Origin of the sequence: Achromobacter pulmonis (assembly GCF_021733725.1) — a bacterium.
Classification (GTDB): domain Bacteria; phylum Pseudomonadota; class Gammaproteobacteria; order Burkholderiales; family Burkholderiaceae_B; genus Achromobacter; species Achromobacter pulmonis.
On the sequence record NZ_JAIFOT010000001.1, the window covers coordinates 4052681 to 4075354 of the forward strand.

At 67.0% G+C, this 22674-nt stretch carries 14 protein-coding genes; 12 read left to right on the forward strand and 2 right to left on the reverse strand.

What is annotated here, in order from left to right:
- Positions 1-319: 319 nt before the first annotated feature.
- The 5 genes from xseA to pcaF all read left to right on the forward strand — a co-directional run bounded on the left by xseA (position 320) and on the right by pcaF (position 7339).
- Entirely contained in the window at positions 320-1684 is a 1365-nt protein-coding gene (xseA, locus tag K2W61_RS18685) for an exodeoxyribonuclease VII large subunit (RefSeq protein ID WP_236756304.1), read from the forward strand.
- 236 nt (positions 1685-1920) lie between these two features.
- On the forward strand, positions 1921-2499 hold the full coding sequence (gene sodB / locus K2W61_RS18690) for a superoxide dismutase [Fe] (RefSeq protein ID WP_175131642.1): 579 nt from the start codon (positions 1921-1923) through the stop codon (positions 2497-2499).
- 287 nt (positions 2500-2786) lie between these two features.
- The gene (locus K2W61_RS18695) at positions 2787-4496 is read left to right on the forward strand and encodes a methyl-accepting chemotaxis protein (protein WP_175131641.1); all 1710 of its coding nucleotides are present in this window, start codon (positions 2787-2789) and stop codon (positions 4494-4496) included.
- Between the two features lie 89 nt (positions 4497-4585).
- Positions 4586-5992: a chloride channel protein gene (locus K2W61_RS18700; RefSeq protein WP_236756305.1), complete on the forward strand. Its 1407-nt coding sequence runs from the start codon at positions 4586-4588 to the stop codon at positions 5990-5992.
- A gap of 141 nt (positions 5993-6133) precedes the next feature.
- A complete protein-coding gene (pcaF, locus tag K2W61_RS18705) occupies positions 6134-7339 on the forward strand; it encodes a 3-oxoadipyl-CoA thiolase (protein ID WP_236756306.1) in 1206 nt (401 codons plus the stop codon).
- Between the two features lie 120 nt (positions 7340-7459).
- Here the strand turns inward: pcaF and K2W61_RS18710 are convergent, their stop codons facing one another.
- Together K2W61_RS18710 and K2W61_RS18715 are read right to left on the reverse strand one after the other, a co-directional pair.
- Positions 7460-7972 (reverse strand): DUF192 domain-containing protein, encoded by a 513-nt coding sequence (locus K2W61_RS18710; protein ID WP_175131638.1) that lies wholly within the window; start codon positions 7970-7972, stop codon positions 7460-7462.
- A 101-nt stretch (positions 7973-8073) separates the two neighbouring features.
- Positions 8074-8319 carry a cold-shock protein gene (locus tag K2W61_RS18715; RefSeq protein ID WP_006220277.1) on the reverse strand — a complete coding sequence of 82 codons (246 nt, stop codon included), beginning with the start codon at positions 8317-8319 and terminating at the stop codon, positions 8074-8076.
- Positions 8320-8545: 226 nt separating this feature from the next.
- On the opposite strand from K2W61_RS18715, the gene clpS reads away from it, so the two are divergent.
- The 7 genes from clpS to K2W61_RS18750 all read left to right on the forward strand — a co-directional run bounded on the left by clpS (position 8546) and on the right by K2W61_RS18750 (position 22565).
- Positions 8546-8860 carry an ATP-dependent Clp protease adapter ClpS gene (clpS, locus tag K2W61_RS18720; RefSeq protein WP_049073105.1) on the forward strand — a complete coding sequence of 105 codons (315 nt, stop codon included), beginning with the start codon at positions 8546-8548 and terminating at the stop codon, positions 8858-8860.
- 149 nt (positions 8861-9009) lie between these two features.
- A complete protein-coding gene (locus K2W61_RS18725) occupies positions 9010-14232 on the forward strand; it encodes an alpha-2-macroglobulin family protein (protein WP_419761607.1) in 5223 nt (1740 codons plus the stop codon).
- Positions 14229-16451, forward strand: a complete 2223-nt coding sequence (gene pbpC / locus K2W61_RS18730; protein ID WP_175131636.1) for a penicillin-binding protein 1C — start codon at positions 14229-14231, stop codon at positions 16449-16451. The genes K2W61_RS18725 and pbpC overlap by 4 nt, the downstream gene beginning before the upstream one ends.
- 55 nt (positions 16452-16506) lie before the next feature.
- Positions 16507-18816, forward strand: coding sequence for an ATP-dependent Clp protease ATP-binding subunit ClpA (clpA, locus tag K2W61_RS18735; RefSeq protein ID WP_175131635.1), 2310 nt, complete (start codon positions 16507-16509; stop codon positions 18814-18816).
- 10 nt (positions 18817-18826) lie between these two features.
- Positions 18827-20152 (forward strand): paraquat-inducible protein A, encoded by a 1326-nt coding sequence (locus K2W61_RS18740; RefSeq protein ID WP_175131634.1) that lies wholly within the window; start codon positions 18827-18829, stop codon positions 20150-20152.
- Between the two features lie 66 nt (positions 20153-20218).
- Positions 20219-21883 (forward strand): PqiB family protein, encoded by a 1665-nt coding sequence (locus tag K2W61_RS18745; protein ID WP_175131633.1) that lies wholly within the window; start codon positions 20219-20221, stop codon positions 21881-21883.
- A 4-nt stretch (positions 21884-21887) separates the two neighbouring features.
- Entirely contained in the window at positions 21888-22565 is a 678-nt protein-coding gene (locus tag K2W61_RS18750; RefSeq protein ID WP_236756307.1) for a PqiC family protein, read from the forward strand.
- The last annotated feature ends 109 nt before the right edge of the window (positions 22566-22674 follow it).

Below are 22674 nucleotides of genomic sequence, written 5' to 3' on the forward strand. Positions count from 1 at the left end.
CGGGCGGCGCGCCGGCAACTGATCAAGCCGAAACTGTAACGGCGCGGCGCGGATGTGGCAAGGGTGGCCACCCTCCCAAACTATCCACAGAATTTGTGGATAATTCTGTGTAAAACTTCGCCGGAACGCTTGCGGGCACAGGGCTTGCGCTTGGTTGCTCTCATTTCGAGCAGCTGCGCTTGGCTAAAAATTCCATATAAATCATGGATTTGAGTCGAATTTGCTGGCTTTCGGGCCGGTGGCGGCAAAAATGTCCGGACGCGGTATCATTGCGGCCCGCTGCGTATGTCCTGTGGACAGCTAAGCGTCGGAAAGCCTTATGACAATTGAACTTGCGGTCACAAACAACGTATTTGCGCGGGATATCCTCACAGTTGCCCAGCTGAACCAAGCCGTGGGGCAATTGTTGGAGCGCAGCATTCCGGCGCTGTGGGTGCGCGGCGAGATTTCCAACTTCACGCAGGCGGCTTCCGGGCATTGGTACTTCACGCTCAAGGACAGCCGCGCCGCGGTGCGGGCCGTCATGTTCCGGGGCCGCGCCAGCGCAGTAGGGTTCGTGCCGCGCGCCGGCGACCAGGTCGAAATCAGGGCCAGGGTGTCACTGTACGAGCCGCGCGGCGATTATCAACTGCAGGCCGACGCCATGCGCCGCGCGGGTATCGGCAACCTCTACGAGGCTTTCCTGCGCTTGAAGGAACAACTGGCCGCCGAGGGCCTGTTCGATCCGGCGCGCAAGCGCGAGCCGGTGCCGCTGCCGCGCGCCATCGGCGTGATTACGTCGCTGCACGCGGCCGCGTTGCGTGATGTGCTGTCGGCGTTGGCGCGGCGCGCGCCGCAAGTGCCCGTCATCATCTATCCGGCGCCGGTGCAGGGCGCGGACGCGGCTGGCCGGCTGGCCGCGCAGATCCGCCTGGCCAATGCGCGGGGCGAGGTCGACACGCTGCTGCTGGTGCGCGGCGGCGGCAGCATCGAGGATCTCTGGAGTTTCAACGACGAGGACCTGGCGCGCGCCATCGATGCCAGCGCCATCACCACCATCAGCGGGGTCGGCCATGAAACCGACTTCACCATCGCCGATTTCGTTGCCGACGTGCGCGCGCCCACCCCGACCGCGGCCGCCGAGCTGGCGTGCGTGCCGCGTTCGGACCTGCTCGGCCGCGTGATGTATGCGGCCGAAACGCTGGCGCGCGGCCAGCAACGCCGACTGGAGCGCGCCGCGCAGCGGCTGGACCGCGCCACCGCGCAACTGGTGTCGCCGGCGCAGCGCCTGGAGCACCAGCGTGAGCGCCTGAGCAGCCTGGGCTACCGCCTGGCGGCGGCCTGGGCCGGCCCGCAGGCCCGGCGCGGCGCCCGCGTCAATCTGCTGGCGCAACGCCTGGCGCACCGCGCGCCCGAGGTGCGCAGGGGCGCCGAGCGCCTGGCGGCGGCCACGCGGCAACTGGGCCAGGCGCATGCGCGCCTGCTGGCGCGGCGCCGCGACCGGCTGGCGGCCGTCAGCGCGCAGCTGCGCGCCCTCGATCCCGGCAATACGCTGGCGCGCGGCTATGCGATCGCCCGCGACGCCGAGGGCCGCATCGTGCGCGATGCCGCTACCCTGGCGGCAGGGCAGGGCCTGGACCTGAGCTTCGCCCAGGGGGGCGCCCGCGTCGAGATCACGCAGGTGCGCGAGACGCGCGATCTCTGACGCGCAGGGCCTCGATGCCCGCGCCCTGCGAGGGTGAGGGAGTCCGATATCGCGGCCAGGGGCCGGGGTGCCGCGTCACCGGAAGGAGCTTCGTCACGAACGGGGCCGCGCGGCGGCGCGAGGCATGTGCCCATCCCCGTTAACCCCGCGCTGCCGCGGGGTTAACGCGGTATCCTCGTTGAGTTGCCGATACAATTGAACGGCTTGATCGTGCACTCAACAGAAGGAACCGACACATGGCACATACTCTTCCCCCCCTGCCTTACGATATGGACGCGCTGGCTCCGCACATCTCGAAAGAGACGCTGGAGTACCACTACGGCAAGCACCACCAGACCTACGTCACGAACCTGAACAACCTGATCCCGGGCACCGAGTTCGAGAACCTGTCGCTGGAAGACATCGTCAAGAAGTCCTCGGGTGGCATCTTCAACAACGCCGCGCAGATCTGGAACCACACCTTCTACTGGAACAGCCTGGCTCCCAAGGCCGGCGGCGCGCCGACCGGCAAGCTGGCCGACGCCATCAACGCCAAGTGGGGCAGCTTCGACGCCTTCAAGGAAGCCTTCAACAAGTCGGCCGCCGGCAACTTCGGTTCGGGCTGGACCTGGCTGGTCAAGAAGGCCGACGGCTCGGTCGACATCGTCAACACCAGCAACGCCGCCACCCCGCTGACCACGGCCGACAAGCCGCTGCTCACCTGTGATGTCTGGGAACACGCGTACTACATCGACTACCGCAACGCCCGTCCCAAGTACCTGGAGAACTTCTGGGCGCTGGTGAACTGGGAGTTCGCGGCCAAGAATTTCGCCTGATTCCGCTGCGCGCCCGGCGCGCACCGCAAGGCCGAAGCCCCTCGCATCGCGAGGGGCTTTTTCGTTTGGCGTCCCGCGGAAAGTGCCACTGAAATACGGCATTGCATGATTCTATTTTGTATATTGTCGAATCTATTCTGTCGAAAATGAGAATAAATCTCCCTTTCTTCTCGCCTACCGCGCGGGAGAGCTCCCGCTATTGTTAAAGGCAGTCTGCGGCCGAGCCATGGGGCCAAGGATCGCGGCATGCCCGCCACAACACCGTGGTGCTTGACGGGAAGGGAAGCATGTTGCGTTTGTTTTCGGGGTTGAATATCGGCGCGCGCATCGGCGTGCGTCTGTCGGGCGCGTTCCTGATGGTGGCGCTGCTGGGCGGCTGCATCGGCGCGTTCGGGGTGTGGGGGCTGGGCCGCATCAACGACATGAACGACCAGATCGCCGGGGTCGAATTCCGGGGGCTGTCCGACATCAAGGAAGCCAACATCAGCCTGATCGCCGCCGGCCGCGCGCGCAAGAGTTTCCTGGGCGCCACTACCCAGGAAGAAAGGCAGGCGCTGCGTGCCGAGTTCGACCGCGATGTCGCCAGCCTGGAGCGTCTGCGCGCCAAGGCAGCGCAAAGCTTCATCCGCGAGGGCGGCAAGCGCCTGCTGGCGCAATTCATCGAAGCCGAAGAGGTCTGGAAGCGCGAGGCCATCGAGTTCTTCGACGCGGCCCAGGCGCTGCCGCTGGCGCGGACCGATGACGCCATCGTCAACATCACGAAGCGCGCCGCTGCGTCTTCGGGCAAGGCCGAGGCGCTGATCACCGAACTGGTCCAGGCCAAGGAAAATGCGGCCGACCGCGCGGTGCAGGAAGTCACCGATCTCTACCGCAGCACCCGGCTCATCATGATCGGGCTGTCGCTGGCCGGCGTGGCCCTGGGCCTGTTGCTCGGCTGGCTGGTGACGCGCGGTATCACCCGGCCGCTGGGGCGGGCGGTGGAAGCGGCGCGCCGGGTCGCCAACGGCGACCTGAGCGGCGACATCCAGGTCACCTCGCGCGATGAGACCGGCGACCTGATGGCCGCGCTCAAGGCCATGAACGAAAACCTGGCGCGCATCGTGCGCGATGTGCGCGACGGCTGCGAGAGCATCGCCTCGGCTTCCTCGCAGATCGCGCAAGGTAATGCCGACCTGTCGCAGCGCACCGAGGAGCAGGCGGCATCGCTGGAGCAGACCGCAGCCTCGATGGAGCAGCTCACCAGCACCGTGCAGCAGAACGCCAGCAATGCCGGCGAGGCCGAAAAGCTGGTGACCCAGGCGTCGGCGGTGGCGGCGCGCGGCGGCGAGGTGGTCAATGTGGTGGTCCAGACCATGGGCGCGATTTCCGAAAGCTCGCGCCGCATCGCCGACATCACCAGCGTGATCGACGGCATTGCCTTCCAGACCAACATCCTGGCGCTGAACGCGGCGGTCGAGGCCGCGCGCGCCGGCGAGCAGGGCCGTGGTTTCGCGGTGGTGGCGGGCGAGGTCCGCACCCTGGCGCAGCGTTCCGCGGTGGCGGCCAAGGAAATCAAGGCCCTGATCGACGAATCGGTCCATCGCGTCGAAGGCGGCACGCGCCAGGCCGACGAAGCCGGCAACACCATGCGCGAGGTCGTCGACAGCGTGCGTCAGGCCGCGATCCTGGTGCATGAAATCGCCAGCGCCTCGGCCGAACAATCCACCGGCATCGGCCAGGTCAACCAGGCCGTGGCGCAAATGGACACGGTGACCCAGCAGAACGCCGCGCTGGTGGAGCAGGCCGCCGCCGCGGCCGGCAGCATGCAGGATCAAGCCAGCCGCCTGTCGCAGCAGGTGCGCCGCTTCAAGGTCGACGCCGGTGGGGCGCCGCAGGCCCGCCTGATCGAGGCCGGCCGCGCCACGCCGCATCCCGCGGTCGCGGCGCCGCGCCAGGACCCGGTCGTGACGCGCCCGGCGCTCAGCCATGCCGGGGAAGATGACTGGTCGTCATTCTGAGGGCGACGGCAGTTTGTGGGCTGCGCGTCAGGCGGCGATGGTAAGGTGTAGCCTCGTCTGGTTCCGTCCCTTGTCGCCCGACCTCGCCCATGCCCCTGCCCACTCCGTTGCGCCGTGTCGCCACCGGCTCCCGTCATCTGTTGCGCCGCAAGGCGCGTCAAACCAATCGCCTGTCTCGCAAGAGCCTGCCCGTGGCCCTGCTGCTGGGCGGCGCAGCGCTGGTGGCGCTGGTCTCGCTCGGATTCGCCTATCTGGCGGACCTGGCGCTGGAATGGAATCGGGAGTGGGTCGGCCGCGCCGGTTGGCTGGCGTTGCTGGTGTTGCCTTGCGCGCTGGCGGCCTTGCGCTGGGCCACCTTGCGATTCGCGCCCAATGCCGCGGGCAGCGGCATCCCGCAGGTCATCGGCGCCTTGTCGCTGCCGCCTGGGCCAAGCCAGCGCAGCCTGGTGTCACTGGTCCAGGTGCTGTGGAAGATCCCCCTGGCATTCTTCGGCATGCTGGCTGGCGCCTCGATCGGGCGCGAAGGGCCATCGGTCCAGGTCGGCGCCGCCGTTATGCTGGCCTGGGGCGATTTCTGGAAACGCCGCGGGTTGCAACTGCGTGGCTTCCATGCCAATGAACTGATCGCCGCTGGCGCCGCCGGCGGCCTGGCCGCGGCCTTCAACGCGCCGCTGGCGGGCGTCATCTTCGCCATCGAGGAACTGGGGCGCGGCACGGCGCTGCGCTGGCAGCGGCTGGTGCTGATCGGCGTGCTGGCGGCCGGCTTCCTGGTGGTTGCGGTGCAGGGCAACAACCCCTATTTCGGCGCCTTTGCCGGCGCGCCGCTGGCCCACGGCATGTTGTGGTGGGTGCTGATCTGCGCCGCGCTCAACGGCGCGCTGGGCGGCATCTTCGCGCGCCTGCTGGGCAAGGGGCCGGCAGCGATGGCGCCGGCGTCCTGGCGCGCCTGGGTGCGCGCGCATCCCATCTGGACAGCGTTCGCGATGGGCCTGGTGCTGGCCGTGATCGGCCTGGCCACCGCCGGCAGTGTGTATGGCACGGGCTACGGCGCGGCCGCCGACCTGCTGTCGGGCGAAACCCAGCACGTGCTGCCCGCCGGCTTCGGCCTGGCCAAGCTGGCCGCGACCGTCGCCTCCTACTGGGCCGGCATTCCTGGCGGGATCTTCACGCCAGCGCTGACCACTGGTGCCGGCATCGGCCACCACATCTGGGAGCTGGCCGGCGAAGGCGTGGACCAGCGCGTGCTGGTGCTGGTGTCGATGGCGGCGTTTCTGGCCGCCGCCACCCAGGCGCCGCTGACGGCCAGCGTGGTGGTCATGGAAATGACGGGCAGCCAGCCGATGCTGTTCTGGCTGCTGGTCGGTTCGCTGCTGTCCTCCGGCGTGTCGCGCCAGTTCTGCCCGCAGCCTTTCTATCACCTGGCGGCCGGCCGTTTCCGGCGCCAGGCCATCGTCGGCGCCGGGCGGGCCGCCCGCGCCGGCACGCCGGCGCCATAAGGGCGGATGGCGTACGGTGAGTGAACAGCTGCTGGACAGCGTCCGTGCTGCGGACATCCTGGGGATGCACCAACTTGGCGCGAAATCCGGTGCGTTAAGATCGACCGCATCCCATTTTTCCCACTTCGATCCGAGCATCCCATGACCGTGCATGCCTTTATCTGTGACGCGATCCGCACCCCCTTCGGCCGCTACGGCGGCGCGCTGGCTCCCGTGCGTCCCGACGACCTCGCGGCCGTTGCCATCAAGGCGCTGGTCGCGCGCAATCCCGGCGTGCGCTGGGAAGAGCTGGACGATGCCATCATGGGCTGCGCCAACCAGGCCGGCGAAGACAACCGCAACGTTGCGCGCATGGCCACGCTGCTGGCCGGCCTGCCGGTCGAAGTGCCCGGCGCCACCGTCAACCGCCTGTGCGGTTCCGGCCTGGACGCCATCGGCAGCGCCGCCCGCGCCATCCGCGCGGGTGAAGCCGGCCTGATGCTGGCCGGCGGCGTTGAAAGCATGAGCCGCGCGCCGTTCGTCATGGGCAAGGCCGACAGCGCCTTCTCGCGCAGCGCCGCCATCTACGACACCACCATCGGCTGGCGCTTCATCAACAAGCTCATGAAGGCCCAGTACGGCGTCGATTCCATGCCGGAAACCGCCGAGAACGTCGCCGACGATTTCAAGATCAACCGCGAAGACCAGGACCGGTTCGCCCTGGCCAGCCAGCAAAAGACCGCGCGCGCCCAGAAGGAAGGCTTCTTCGATGCCGAGATCGTGCCGGTCTCCATCGCCCAGAAAAAGGGCGATCCGGTCATCGTGTCCAAGGACGAACATCCGCGCGAAACCAGCATCGAAGCGCTGGCCAAGCTCAAGGGCGTGGTGCGTGAAGGCGGTACGGTCACGGCCGGCAACGCCTCGGGCGTCAACGACGGCGCCGCCGCGTTGCTGCTGGCCGACGAAAAGGGCGCCGCCCGCCATGGCCTGACGCCGCGCGCCCGCGTGGTCGGCATGGCCACTGCCGGCGTTGCGCCGCGCATCATGGGCATCGGGCCGGCGCCCGCCACCCGCAAGGTGCTGGCCCAGACCGGCCTGACGCTGGAGCAGATGGACGTGATCGAGCTGAACGAGGCGTTCGCCGCCCAGGGCCTGGCCGTGCTGCGTCAGCTGGGCATTGCCGACAACGATCCGCGCGTCAACCCCAATGGCGGCGCCATCGCTCTGGGCCATCCGCTGGGCGCCAGCGGCGCGCGCCTGGCGACCACCGCGATCAACCAGCTGCATCGCACCGGCGGCCGCTACGCCCTGTGCACCATGTGCATCGGCGTGGGCCAGGGCATTGCCCTGATCATCGAGCGCGTCTGATTTTCACGCGGCTCCGGCCGGGGCCGCGACGCGCGGCGCCAGGCCGGCCTGCCGGATGGCCAAGCAAAAGGGAGCCCGCAGGCTCCCTTTCTCATGGCGCCGCCAGCGCGGCCGGCGGTTTCAGGGCAAGCCGTCGATCTTGCGCCCGGCCTTCATGCCGTGGTCTTCGTACCAACCTTGCGCCATTTCCAGCGCGTAGCGCACCGGTTTCTTGGAGCAATGAGTGTCGTCGCTCTGCGGCGCCATGTCCTCGATGTTGACGATGGTGCCGTCGTCGGCGATAAAGGCGATCGACAGCGGCAGCAGGGTGTTATGCATCCAGAAGCACTGCAGGTCGGGCTGTTCGAACACGAACAGCATGCCGTCGTTGCCGCTCAGTTCCTTGCGGAACATGAGGCCGACGCGGCGGGTGGCTTCCGTATTGGCCACCTCTGCGCGGATAATATGGATGCCGGCAGCCAGTTGCGTGGTGGGCAGGGGAGGCTGCGGACCGCTCTGCGCGTGGGCGGCCAGCGGCAGGGCCAATGTGGCCGCGCCCAGCAGTGCCACGGCCGCCTTGCGCGTTGCCGCCTGAATGAACGCCGTCTTGGACAACGCACGACCTACCCGAAACAACACAGCATTCTTCAGCATAACCACACGCGATAATCGCAGTAATAAGAAAATAACAAGGCGGGGCTCGAAAGCCCCGCCTGATAATGGCGCAACCTTACCGTTGCGCTGTAAAGGGTAACTCAGGCAGCAGTGATATTGAGCGCCTGTTTGCCTTTGGGCCCCTGAATAATCTCGAAAGCCACTTTCTGGCCTTCCTTCAGGGTTTTAAAACCATTCATCTGGATGGACGAGAAGTGGGCGAACAGATCTTCACCGCCATCGTCGGGCGTAATGAAGCCGAACCCCTTTGCATCGTTGAACCATTTGACGGTGCCCGTCGATTTGGGATTGTCCCCTTGGACGGCGGTTGCGGTCGTATCAGACATGCGGACTGCCTCATTGAATCGTATGTTGACAGAAGGGCATCGCGGCCTAGACCCCTGTCCCCCCTCCGGCTTCCTGGCAGGTTTTCGGTGAATTGAAAACCCCAGAATGCGTGGATAATGCGCCGCTTTTCTTTGCGGAGTCAAGTATGGAAACTACGCATTTCTACGTGTAATTTTGCGTAAGTTACATGCAGGTCGTCCCCTGATTAAATAGAATAGCCGCCCTATGAGTTCTACCTTGGATACCCAGCATGATTTGGTCGTCGAAAAGGCGCCGGCCCGCGTTGCGCCGCCGCCGATGTACCAGGTTTTGCTGCTCAATGACGACTACACCCCGATGGAGTTTGTCGTGAAGGTGCTGCAGAAGTTCTTCAACAAGAATCACGAAGAAGCCACGCGCATCATGTTGCAGGTGCATCACGAAGGCCGTGGTGTCTGCGGCGTTTATCCGCGCGACCTGGCCGCCACCCGGATTGCCCAGGTGGCGCAGTATGCGCGGGCGCGCCAGCATCCGCTGCAATGCGTGATGGAACCAGTCTGAACCCGCAGGCCCCGCGCCGCCGCGACAGGCGGGGCGCTGCCGCACCGGGTCACAAAGCAGGAACCGCGCACCGGGAAGCGCGCGGAAAAATCAGGTCGGCAGCTCCGCCGCAAAGGAGCATCGCATTCGAGTAGGCGGGGAGGTTTGCCGTGAGTGGAAAGAACAGCAAGACCTGGCTGGCGGTCGCCGGCGCAATCGTGGTGGCCGGCGCCCTGGGCGTGGGGTGGTGGATGGGCAAGGGCGGCGAGTCGGCCGCGCCTGGTGCGCCACCGGTGGCCAGCGCGCCGGCAGCGGCGCCCGCCGCCGCGGCGGGTGATGCCAAGCCGCAGGCCTTGCCCGCCACGGCCACGGTCGGGTCGGCCGATCCGTTCGCCGCGCTCAATTGCCAGCCGCGCCAGTACAACGACGCGCTGTCGCTCGCGGTCACTTTCACCCAGCCAGTCGATGCCAAGGCCGACCTGAACAAATTCCTGCAGGTGATCGACACCGGCGCGGCCTCGGGAAAACCCGACCGTGACAACGAGCAGGCCGCCCAGAATGGCGACCAGCCGGCATCGGTCAAGCCGGGCGATGCCGCGCCCAAAGGCAAGGTCATCCAGGGAAGCTGGGTGGTCGGATCGAATCCGCGCATGGTGTATTTCCCTTATGTCCAGCCGCAGCGCTCGTACGCCATTGCGGTACGCGCGGGCTTGCCCGGCGCCGGCGACAAGGGGGTGCTGGCCACCGCTTCGCATTGTGCCGTGACCACCGACGCCATGCCGCCCTCGTTCTATTTCGCCAGCCGCGGCGTGGTGCTGCCGGCAGGGCAGAATGGCGGCCTGCCGGTGGCGACCGTCAACATGCCCGAAGTCGACGTGCAGTTCCTGCGCGTGGCTCCCGAGCGCGTGCCGGAACTGTTCGAAACGGTGCTGGGGATCGGCCGCAACAGCGCCGCATCGGAGGATGACGAGTCCGGCGGCTACGACGAAGACAGCTGGCGCTATTCCGGCAATCGCAGCCTGAAGGGCTCGGTCAGCAACTGGGACCTGGATCGCCTGAACACGCTGACCACCAGCGTCTACCAGGGCCGTTTCCTGACGGACGACAAGCCCAACCGCCGCCACGTCACTTTCCTGCCGGTCGAAGGCATCAAGGAACTGCAGGAACCCGGCATCTACGTCGCGGTGATGAGCCAGCCCGGCCGTTTCCGCTATGAGTACCAGGTTACTTATTTCTATGTCAGCGATATCGGTCTGCACGCCCGCCGCTACAGCGACCGCATCGAGGCCTACTCGGTGTCGCTCAAGAGCGGCCAGGCGATTTCCGGCGCGCTGTTCGAGCTGGTGGACGGCGCCGGTAAGACGCTGGCCAAGGCCCAGGCGGATGCCCAGGGCCACGTGCGCTTCGACGGCAGTTTCACCAACGCCCGTGTCATCCGCGCCTCGCGCGACAAGGAAATGACCGTGCTGGCGCTGGCCGAACCGGCGCTGGACCTGTCCGAATTCGATATCGGCGGCCATATCTCCCGCCCCAACAATCTGTTCGTCTACGCCGGCCGCAACCTCTACCGCCCCGGCGAAACCTTCCATGTGTCGGTATTGCCGCGCGACCTCGACGGCCGCGTGATGCCGGCTTCGCCGTTGACTGCCACCATCAAGCGTCCCGACGGCCGCGTGGTTTCGACCAACCTGTGGCAGCCGGCCAAGGACATGCAAGGCTATGTCGAGCGCGCCATCGACCTGCCGCCCGACGCCCAGACCGGCGCCTGGATGCTGGAACTGCGCGTTGACCCGGCATCGCGCGCGCCGGACGCCTCGTGGAAGTTCCAGGTCGAGGAATTCCTGCCCGAGCGCATGAAGATGGCGCTGACGTCCGACCAGGAAGTGCTGTCGCCGAACGAGACCCTGACGATCGATGTGCAGGGCGACTACCTGTATGGCGCGCCGGCCGCCGGCAACCGCCTGCTGTCCAGTTTCCAGGTCAAGCGCGACCGCTATGCATTGCCGCAGCAATGGCCCGGTTTCATCTTCGGCGACGTGGCCGACGATTCGCGCCGCCATTTCGAAGAGCTGCCGGAAGCCGCGCTGGATTCGACCGGCGCCGCGCAGTTGGAGGTCGAACCGCGCACCGAGGGCACCCACTCGCCCATGAAAGTGCGGGTATCGGCCAGTCTGCTGGAATCGGGCGGCCGCCCGGTGGTGCGTTCGATCGAGCGCAGCGTCTGGCCCGCTGACAAACTGATCGCCGTGCGTCCGCAGTTCGACGGCGATGTGGCGCGCGAAGGCTCCCCGGCCGCATTCGAAGTGCTGCGCGTGGATGCGCAGGGCAAGATCGCGCCGCTGGCGCAGGCGCAGATGCGCCTGTATCGCGAGGAACGCCAATATTACTGGCGCTTCGACGACCAGCGCGGCTGGAACAGCGGCTACACCGAAACCGAGGAACTGCTCGACTCGCGCGAGATCGCGCTGAAGGACCGCGGCCAGTTCACGGTGCCGGTCAAGTGGGGCCGCTACCGCCTGGAAATCGCCGATCCTGAGACGGGCGAGACCCTGCGCTACCGTTTCTACGCGGGCTGGGATGCCCAGGATGCCGACGCCATGGGCAACCGCCCCGACCGCGTGCAGATGAAGCTCGAAGGCGTGCCGGCCAAGCCGGGCGACAGCGTCAAGCTGACCCTGACGCCGCCGCACGACGGCCAGGCCCTGATCACCGTCGAGGGCGACCGCATGCTGTGGTCGACCTGGGTGGCCGTGAAGGCGACCGGCACGCAAGTCGAAATTCCGATCGACAAGAGCTGGAAGCGCCATGACCTGTACGTGGCCGCGGCGGTATTCCGCCCTGGCAGCGAAGGTGATCGCGTGACCCCGGCGCGCGCGCTGGGCCTGACGTTCCTGCCGATCGCCAGCGTCGACCGCAAGCTCGACGTCAAGCTGACGGCCGCCGCCAAGACCGAACCCGAGACCAAGACCACCGTTCGCGTGAAGGTCGACGGCGCCCAGGGCAAGCAGGCCATGGTGACGCTGTCGGCGGTCGACGTCGGCATTCTCAACATCAACCAGTACCGCACGCCCGATCCGCTCGACTTCTTCTTCGGCAAGCACCGCTACGCGCCCGAATTGCTGGACATGTACGGCAAGCTGATCGAGAAGATGGACGGCACCAAGGGCAAGCTGAAGTGGGGCGGCGATGCCGCTATGCGCGGCGACAGCAAGAGCCTGCCCAAGAAGGTCAAGCTGGTCGACCTGTTCTCGGGGCCGGTCAAGCTCAATGACAAGGGCGAGGCCGACATCCCGCTGGACCTGCCGGACTTCAACGGCACGCTGCGCCTGATGGCAGTCGCGTTCACCGCCGACAACTTCGGCAGCACCGACGCCGAAATGGTGGTGGCGGCGCCGATCGTGGCCGAGCTGAACACGCCGCGCTTCATCACTCCGGGCGACCAGGCCGCGATCGCGCTGGACGTGACCAACCTGAGCGGCGCCGACCAGAAGGTGACGGTCAAGCTGGAAGCGCTGGATCCGGTCGGCATCGTCGACGGCACCCGCACCGTAACGCTCAAGGACAAGCAGCGCACTACGCTGCGCTTTACCGCCAGCACCACCGGCTCGTATGGCCTGGGCCTGATGCGCCTGACCGTGGACGGGCAGGGCGGCGCCAAGCCGATCCATATCGTGCGTGAATCGGTGCTGCAGGTGCAGCCGGCCTACGCGGCCGAGCGCCAGGTGCGCCGCCTGCGCTTGAACCCGGGCGAGTCCAACACGCCGCAGGCGTCGTGGGTGGCGTCGTACTACCCGGACTCGACCACGGTCAGCATGACGGTTTCGAACCGTCCGCCGATCAACGTCAACCGCGTGGTCGAAGGCCTGCTCAACTACCCCTACGGCTGCACCGAGCAGACCATCAGCGCGACGCTGCCGTGGGTGCTGATCGACGAGGAAGCGGCCAAGCAGTTTGGTCTGAAGCCGCGCACCCAGGCCGAGCGCGAGGCCAAGGTCGCGGGCGCCCTCGGCCGCCTGTCGGGCATGCGCAACGCGGCCGGCTCCTACAACCTGTGGAGCAGTTCGTCGGCGCGCGATGTGTGGCTGACGGCCTACGCCGTGGGCTTCATGCAGGATGCGCGCGACAAGGGCTTCGCGATTCCCGAAGCCTCGCTGGATCGTTCGCGCCAGTGGCTGCTGGAGCAGGTGCAGCAGAGCAGCGGTTCGTTCGGCACCTGGTCGGCCAATCTGAAGCGCGACTTCGAGTCGGGCCGCCTGGACAGCAGCGGCATGAGCGTGCTGCGTGAAGACCATCGCCGCTTCGCCGGCCTGGCCACGGCCGCCCTGGCGCTGGCGCGCGACAAGAAGGCGCCGCTGTCGACGGTGCGCCAGCTGTTCGACAACTACCAGGACCGCGCGCGTTCGCCGCTGCCCCTGATCCAGCTGGCCGCGGCGTTCAAGCTGATGGGCGACGAAGGGCGCATGAAGAGCGCGCTCGACCAGGCCATGACGCGCGAGTACGGCATCACCCGCCGCGCCAACAGCTATTACGATGACTGGCTCGGCGACTACGGCAGCGCCGTGCGCGATTACGCCCTGTCATATGCGCTGGCCAATCAGTACGGGCTGCATCACGACCGCGTCGAGAACCTGATGACGCAATTGGCCGCGCGCATGGGCAACCGTTCGTACCTGTCGACCCAGGAACAGATGGCGCTGTTGCTGGCGGCGCGTGCCGCCGGGGGCGACAAGTCGACTCCCTGGCAGGCCACGCTGACCATCAACGGCGCGCGCAAGGCGCTCGAAGGCGGCAGGGCCGACCGCAGCGTTTCGCTGAGCGCGGCCGATCTGGCCGGCACCCAGCTCGTCAATACCGGCAGCCAGTCGCTCTTCGTCGAGTACGACATCCAGGGCAGCCCGACCACCGCGCCGGCGCCGCGCAGCGATGTGATCAAGCTCAAGCGCGGCTGGTATCGTCCGGACGGCAAGCCCTGGGATGGCGGCACGCTGCAGACGGGCGACATGCTGGTGGTGTGGGTCCAGGCCAGCGCCAACCAGAACATTCCCGACGGCCTGCTGGTGGACCGCGTGCCCGCCGGCTTCGAGGTCGAGAACCTGAACCTGTCGCAGAGTCCCGAGATGCAGGACTGGAGCATTGGCGGCCGCCGCGTGGCCGACGCGATGTCCGATCCCAACATCAAGCACCGCGAGTTCCGCGATGACCGCTATGTCGCGGCGGTCGCGCTGGGCCGTGGCAAGGTCGATGTGTTCTACCTGGTGCGGGTCGTGACGCCGGGCCGCTACGCGGTGCCGTCGACCGTGGCCGAAGATATGTACCGGCCCGAGATCCGTGGCGTAGGCGAGCAATGGAGCACGGTCGAAATCCGCGATCGCAGCGCCAAGCAGCGTCCTTGAACCCCGCCGCCACCCCGCCGGCGGGCGCCTCGCGCGCCCGCCGCTGGCGGCGGCGCGGACTCTACGCGGCCAGCGTGTGTGTAGCGCTGGCCGCGTTGTTATTCGTGTTCGACCGCCTCTATCCCTTGCCCCCCATCGATTCCGGCGGCGCGGCGGTGGTGGTCGCCGCCGACGGCACGCCATTGCGCAACTACCCCAGCCGCGATGGCATCTGGCGCTATCCGGTCAAACCGGAACAGGTGTCGCCGCACTATCTGGACACCTTGCTGACCTATGAGGACCGCTGGTTCTACTGGCATCCCGGGGTCAATCCGGTGTCGCTGGCGCGCGCGGGCTGGCAATGGGCCACCAATCGCCGCATCGTCTCGGGAGGCTCGACCCTGACCATGCAGGTGGCGCGCCTGATCGATCCGCAACTGGCCGGCAAGCCGTCGCGCACGATAGCGGCCAAGCTGCGCCAGGCCTGGCGCGCCGTGCAGCTGGAAATGCACTACAGCAAGGATGAGATCCTGTCGCTGTACCTGACGCATGCCCCGATGGGCGGCATTGTCGAAGGGGTGGAGATGGGCGCGCGCCTGTGGCTGGGCAAGCCCGCGCGCGACCTCAGCCCGGCCGAGGCGGCGATGTTGACCGCCTTGCCGCAGGCGCCGTCGCGGCTGCGGCCGGACCGCCATCCGCAGGCCGCGCAGGCGGCGCGCGACAAGGTGTTGGACCGCATGGTCGAACTGGGCCGCTGGACGCCGGCCGAAGTCGCCGATGCCAAGATCGAACAGGTGGTGGCGCCGCCACTGCGCGCCCGCTGGCTGGCGCCGCTGGCCGCGCAACGCCTGCTGCAGGAGGCCGGACGGCCCCGGGCCGGCTCGCACCGTCCGGGCAACCGGCCGCCGGTCCTGACCTCGACCCTGGATGCCGACATGCAGGCGGCGGTCGAGCGCATGCTGCTGGATCGTGTCGACAATCTGCCGCCCAAGGTCTCGATGGCGGTGCTGGTGATGGACAACGACACGCTGGCGGTCAAGGCCTACGCCGGTTCCGCGGATTTTTCCGACGATACCCGTTACGCCCATGTGGATATGGTGCGCGGCGTGCGTTCGCCCGGCTCGACCCTCAAGCCATTCCTGTATGCGCAGGCCCTCGATGATGGCCTGATCCATTCGGAAAGCCTGCTGATCGACGCGCCGCTGTCGTTCGGTGGCTACGCCCCGGGCAACTTCCAGGCGTCCTTCTCGGGGCCGGTCAGTGTGGCGCAGGCGCTGCAGCGCTCGCTCAATGTGCCGGCGGTGGACCTGCTGGACCGGGTCGGACCGAACCGCTTCGCCTCGGTTATGCTGACGGGCGGGGTCTGGCTGCGTCTGCCTGCGGGCGCCGAGCCGAACCTGAGCTTGATTTTGGGCGGGGGCGGCACCACATTGGAAGAACTGGTGGGGGCTTATCGGGCCCTGGCCCGTGGCGGCATCTCCGGGCGTCCGCGCCTGCGGCCGGAGCAGCCCCGGGTCGAGTCCCGTATGATGAGCGCAGGCGCGGCCTGGATTGTCCGCGACATCCTGGAGGGGGGCGGCCACCCGGACCGGCCCTTTTACCAGTCGGGCAGCCCGGCGCGGCGGCTGGCCTGGAAAACCGGGACGAGTTTCGGATTCCGGGACGCCTGGGCGGTCGGCGTGACCGACAGCTGGACCATCGGCGTGTGGGTGGGCCGGCCGGACGGCACCCCCAATCCCGGGTTTTTCGGGGCGAATGTGGCGGCGCCGCTACTGCAGGATATCGTCGCGGCCCTGCCCGAAGGCGTCCAGCACGTGCGCGTGCGGCCCGCCACGGTGCAGCCGGTCGTGACCTGCTGGCCGCTGGGCTACCGGCTGGGCAGCGTGCCGTCGGGAGAGTGTCCCGAACAGCGCGCGGCCTGGGCCTTGAATGACACGGTGCCGCCGTCGTTCGCCGGCTATGCCGATGCCACCCAGGGGCCGCTGCGCCTGGGCGGGGTGGCCAGCGGTTCGGTATTGCGGCCCGTGCCTGGCAGCGACCAGGTGGCGGTGGATGTGGATGTGCAGGGCGCCGAAGGAGAAGTTTGGTGGATGCTCGACAGCCGCGTGGTGGGTCATGCCGCGTCGGGTCGTCCGTTTAATCTGGTGCTGACGCGGGACGGACGGTATACGCTTACCGTCATGGACGCGCAAGGCCGTCATGACAGCGTGGTTTTTGAAATCGCTGGCGTTACGCCCTGATCGGCATAGAATATGAATCGTGTATTTGCCCGCTTCGATGCGTTACGGAGGAAGCGTGATTTCCCAAGAGCTTGAAGTCAGCCTGCATATGGCTTTCGTCGAGGCCCGTTCGGCCCGGCACGAATTTATTACCGTCGAGCACCTGTTGCTCGCGCTGCTCGATAACGCTTCCGCGGTTGAAGTGTTGCGCGCCTGCGCCGCCAACCTGGATGACCTGCGCCGCAACCTGCGTCAGTTCGTTTCGGAAAACACGCCGGTGATCCCCAGCGGCGCGGAAGTCGATACCCAGCCCACGCTGGGTTTCCAGCGCGTCATTCAGCGCGCGATCATGCACGTGTCCGCGGGCGGCACCGGCAAGAAGCCGGTCACCGGCGCGAACGTGCTCGTGGCCATTTTCGGCGAAAAGGATTCGCACGCCGTGTACTACCTGCAACAGCAGGGCGTGACGCGGCTGGACGTGGTGAATTTCCTGTCGCATGGCATTACCAAACAGCCACAGGTGGAGTCCGCCGCCGTGCAGAAAGAGCAGCAGACCAATGGTGAAGAGCAGGGCGAATCGCGCCAGTCGCCGCTGGACCAGTATGCAACCGACCTGAACGCCGCGGCGTTGGCCGGCCGCATCGATCCGCTGATCGGGCGCGAGCACGAAGTCGAGCGCGTGATCCAGGTGCTGTGCCGTCGGCGCAAGAACAACCCGCTGTTGGTGGGCGAGGCAGGCGTGGGCAAGACCGCCATCGCCGAGGGCCTGGCCTGGCGCATCACGCGCGGCGAAGTGCCCGAGATCCTGCAGGCCGCGCAAGTGTTCGCGCTGGACATGGGCGCGCTGCTGGCCGGCACCAAGTACCGCGGTGATTTCGAGCAGCGCCTGAAGGGCGTGCTCAAGCAGATCCGCGGCAATCCCGACGCGATCCTGTTCATCGACGAAATCCACACGCTGATCGGCGCCGGCTCGGCCTCCGGCGGCACGCTGGATGCCTCCAACCTGCTCAAGCCGGCCCTGTCCTCGGGCCAGCTCAAGTGCATCGGCGCGACCACGTACACCGAATATCGCGGCGTCTTCGAAAAAGACCACGCGCTGTCGCGCCGTTTCCAGAAAATCGACGTGCCCGAACCGAGCGTCGAGCAGACCGTGCAGATCCTGCGCGGCCTGAAGAGCCGCTTCGAAGAGCATCACAACGTGCGCTACTCGGCCGCCGCGCTGTCGGCCGCCGCCGAACTGTCGGCGCGTTTCATCAACGACCGCCACCTGCCGGACAAGGCCATCGACGTGATCGACGAGGCCGGCGCCGCGCAGCGCCTGCTGCCGCGTTCGCGCCAGAAGAAGGTGATCGGCAAGATCGACATCGAGAACATCGTTTCCAAGATCGCGCGCATTCCGCCGCAGTCGGTCTCCAACGACGACCGCAGCAAGCTCGCCACGCTCGACCGCGATCTCAAGACCGTGGTGTTCGGCCAGGACAACGCCATCGAGGCGCTGTCCGCCGCCATCAAGATGGCGCGTTCGGGCCTGGGCAAGCCGGAAAAGCCGATCGGCGCTTTCCTGTTCTCCGGCCCCACCGGCGTCGGCAAGACCGAAGTCGCGCGCCAGCTGGCGTTCACGCTGGGCGTCGAACTGCTGCGCTTCGACATGTCCGAGTACATGGAACGCCACGCGGTCTCGCGCCTGATCGGTGCGCCGCCCGGATACGTCGGGTTCGACCAGGGCGGCCTGTTGACCGAGGCCATCACCAAGCAGCCGCACTGCGTGTTGCTGCTCGATGAAATCGAAAAGGCCCATCCGGACGTCTTCAACATCCTGCTGCAGGTCATGGACCACGGCACGCTGACGGACAACAACGGCCGCAAGGCGGACTTCCGCAACGTCATCCTCATCATGACGACCAACGCCGGCGCCGAGACCCTGAACCGGCCGTCCATCGGCTTCGCCAATTCGCGCGTGGTGGGCGATGAAATGGCCGAAATCCGCCGCATGTTCACGCCCGAGTTCCGCAACCGGCTGGATGCCATCATCCCGTTCGCGCCGCTGGACCGCGAGATCATCCTGCGCGTGGTCGACAAGTTCCTGATGCAGCTCGAAGACCAACTGCACGAGCGCCGCGTCGAGGCCGTCTTCACCACGGCCCTGCGCGAGCACCTGGCCAAGGAAGGCTTCGATCCGCTCATGGGGGCGCGGCCGATGCAGCGCCTGATCCAGGACACCATCCGGCGCGCGCTGGCCGACGAGCTGCTGTTCGGCAAGCTGGTCGATGGCGGCACCGTCACGGTGGACCTGGACGAGGCCGGCAAGGTCACGCTGGATTTCGACGAACACGGCAAGCCGCCGTCGGCGAAGCCGGACAAGCAGGAAGTCGAACTCGTCGAATAAGGCCCTGCCTGTGAGTAGCGCGGAGAGCCAGCCGCTGATCGAGTGCGAACACTGCGCGAGCATCTATCGCCGACATCGGCTCGAACCTGGCGAGACCGCCAATTGCGCCCGCTGCGGCGCCATCCTGTGGCGCTACAGCGGGCTTACTTTGTCCAATTGGCTGGCGCTCGCCATCGCCGCGCTGATCGTCTTCGGCGTGGCCAACGCCTATCCGGTCGCCTCGATGTCGGTGCAGGGCATGGTGCAGCAGGCCTCGCTGCTGGACGCGGTCGGCATCACCTGGCGCCAGGGGCATTACACCGTGGCGATCATGACCGGCCTGGCGGGCTTCGTGCTGCCGTTGTTCCAGCTGGGGGTGCTGCTGTGGGTGTTGGGGCCCTTGTCGCGCGGGGCCGAGCCGGCGGGCTTTCGCGGCGCGATGCGCCTGCTGGGCTTGCTGCGTCCCTGGTGCATGGTGCCGGTGTTCCTGCTGGGCGTGCTGGTGGCGGTGGTCAAGCTGGCCGGCATGGCGGCGGTATCGCCGGGCGTCGGCTTGTTCGCCTTCGGCGTGCTGACTATCTTCCTGACCATGCTGGGCCGCCTGACGCCGCACGTGCTGTGGCGCTATGCCGAAAGCGAGGGCGTGGTGCCGGTGCATGTGCCCGAGGCCGGTCCCGATCAGGTGCTGACCGGTTGCCATGTCTGCGGCCAGGTGCAGGCGGTGCCGCGTGGCGGCGACCCCGAGGAAGAACACCACTGCGTGCGCTGCCACGCGGTGGTGCATTACCGCAAGCCGGATCACCTCAGCCGTACCTGGGCGCTGTTGCTGGCGGCCGTGGTGTTCTATATTCCCGCCAATGTGCTGCCGGTGATGAAGGTCAGTTCGGTGCTGGGCGACAGCGCCCACACCATCCTGGGCGGCGTGGTGGAATTGTGGGACATGGGGTCCTGGGACATCGCGCTGATCGTTTTCATTGCCAGCGTGGCGGTGCCGCTGACCAAGTTGCTGGCGCTGATCCTGTTATTGTTGACCGAGCAGTGGCGCAGTACCACCAACCTGCGCCCGCGCACCCGGCTGTACCAGATGGTCGAGTTCATCGGCCAATGGTCGATGCTGGACGTGTTCGTGGTGATCCTGCTGGCGGCACTGGCCGATTTCCAGGGGCTGATGGAAATCAGCGCCGGAGCCGGCGCCGCGGCGTTCGGCGTGGTCGTCATCCTGACCATGCTGGCGGCCATGAGCTTCGACCTGCGTCGCAGCTGGGATCTGGAAAATACCAGCGAGCTGGACGATGCCACCTTGGCCGCGGCCGATGGCCGGCCAAGCGCGTCCGCCGCTGGCGCGCGGGCGGGTTGACGCCGGCACGATTGCGGGGTGCGGGCGACCTGTCGCGTGCCGTTTCAAGAAGAAGAGGAAAAACCGATGTCCGACCAAGCCCCTGGATCTGGTGAAGAGAAGTTCGCGTCACCGACGATCTCGCGCAAGCGCAAGAGCCGGATTTCCTGGATCTGGCTGGTGCCCGTCGTCGCGGCGCTGATGGGCCTGTCGCTGGTGGTGCGGACCTGGATGCAGGCCGGCCCCGACCTGTCGATCGAATTCAATACCGCCGAAGGGCTGGAGGTCGGCAAGACCCAGCTGCGCTACAAAGACGTGAACGTCGGCACGGTCAAGTCGATCGGTTTCAACGCCGACCGCAGCAAGGTGGTGGTGCAGGCCGAACTCTCCAAGGACGTGGCCGACCTGGCGCGCGAGGGCACCAATTTCTGGGTGGTGCGTCCGCGCCTGGACGTCAGCGGCGTCTCGGGGCTGGGCACCCTGTTGTCGGGGGCCTATATCGGCGTGGACGCGGTCGAGGGCAAGGATCACGCCAAGAAGGCCACCAAGCTGCATTTCGTCGGCCTGGAGACGCCGCCGGCCGTCACGCATGACCGCGCCGGCAAGCGTTTCATGCTCAAGGCCTCGGATCTGGGGTCGCTGGATATCGGGTCGCCGGTGTATTTTCGCCGCATCAATGTGGGCCGGGTGATCGGTTATGCGCTCGACAAGACCGGCAACGCGGTCAACGTCGAGGTTTTCGTGGATGCGCCCAACGACAAGTTCGTCACCCACGGCACCCGTTTCTGGAACGCCAGCGGCGTGGATTTCAGCGTCAACGCCGAAGGCCTGAAAGTGCGCACCCAGTCGCTGGTCTCGATGGCGGTGGGGGGCGTGGCGTTCGAACCGGTTTACAGCGCGCGCGATGCCAACACGCCGGCGCCGGCCGACACGCACTTCGAGCTGTATCCGACCGAGACGGCGGCCAAGGCCAACCCCGACGGCGAAGCGTTCCCGATCCGCATGCGTTTCGACCAGTCGATCCGGGGGCTGGCGGTGGGCGCCGCCATCGATTTCTCCGGCATCACGCTTGGCAACGTCACGCAGATCACCATGGATTTCGATCCCGTCAGCAAGCGTTTCTTCGCGTTGGTGGACGCCACGCTGTATCCCGAACGCCTGGGCCGGGTCTACGACGAAATGCGCGAGCATGCCATCAAGGATGGCGACGAGGCTGGCGGGCGCCTGCTGGGCATCATGATCAAGCATGGCCTGCGCGCCCAGTTGCGCACCGCCAACCTGCTGACCGGCCAGTTGTATGTGGTGCTGGACGATTTCCCCAATGCCAAGCCGGCGGAATTCAAGATGTCCAATCCGGCCATCATTCCGACCGTGCCCGGGCAACTTGACCAGTTGCAGCAGCAGGTCAGCAATATCGTGGCCAAGATCGACAAGATTCCGTTCGACAAGATCGGCGAGGATTTGCGCGCGACGCTCTCGAGCACCTCCAAGTTGATGACTCGCCTGGACAAGCAGGTGGCGCCACAGGCCCAAGGCGTGCTCAAGCAGGCGCGCGACTCCCTGGCCAACTTGAATGCGCTGCTGGCGTCGGATGCGTCATTGCCCGTCAACACCGAGAAGGCCATGCAGGAATTGAGCCGTGCCGCCCGTTCGTTGCGCGCGCTGGCCGACTTCCTGCAGGCGAACCCCGAGTCGCTGCTGCGCGGGCGCGGCGATGACCCGATCCCCGGCGCCGGCCCGGTCAGGAACTGAACCCATGAATCGACTCCCTTCCTCTCCTTTTGCCGCCTGCCGCCGTGGCTTGGCGGCGCTGGCCTTGCCCTTGCTGCTGGCCGCCTGCGCATCGTCGCCGCCGGTGCGGTACTACACGCTGCAGGGGCCCGCGGCCCAGGCGCCGGCCGTGCCGCGCGCGTCCGCGCCATTCCTGCTGGAAGTGCAGGGCGTCAATGTCGCCGCGCAGGCCGACCAGCCGCAATTGATGGTGCGAACCGGCGATGGCAGTGTGGCGGCGCTGTATTCCGAACGCTGGAGTTCGCCGCTGGGCGACGAGATCCGTGGCGCCCTGTCCGACGCGCTCAAGCATGATCTTGGGGCGCTGGACGTGCAGGTCGTCAAGCCCGGCGCGGACGCGCCTGTGTGGCGGGTGCAGACGGATGTGCAACGGTTCGACCTGGTGTCGGGCCGCATGGCGCAACTGGATGTCACCTGGCGGGTGCGGCCGGTCAACCTCCAGGGCAGCGGGTTGCTGTGCCGCAGTGTCGTCACCGAAGCCGTGAGCGAGACCGGTGTGCCACCGCTGGTCGCGGCGCAGCAGCGCGCGGTGGCGGCCCTGGCGGGGGTGATGGCGTCGGCCATCCGCGGCCAGACGCCGGATAGCGGCGGCGCGGTGCGGATGCTGGGCTGCTCGCCCTTGGCCGAGGCCGCTGGCGCCTGATTCCAGGGAGCGGCAGACGCGGGGAAAGCTGCCGTGATCTCAGGCGGTTAACCATAGGGTTAACCTTAATACAAAGCCGGTTGCAACCTGACTAGCATACGGTCCTACC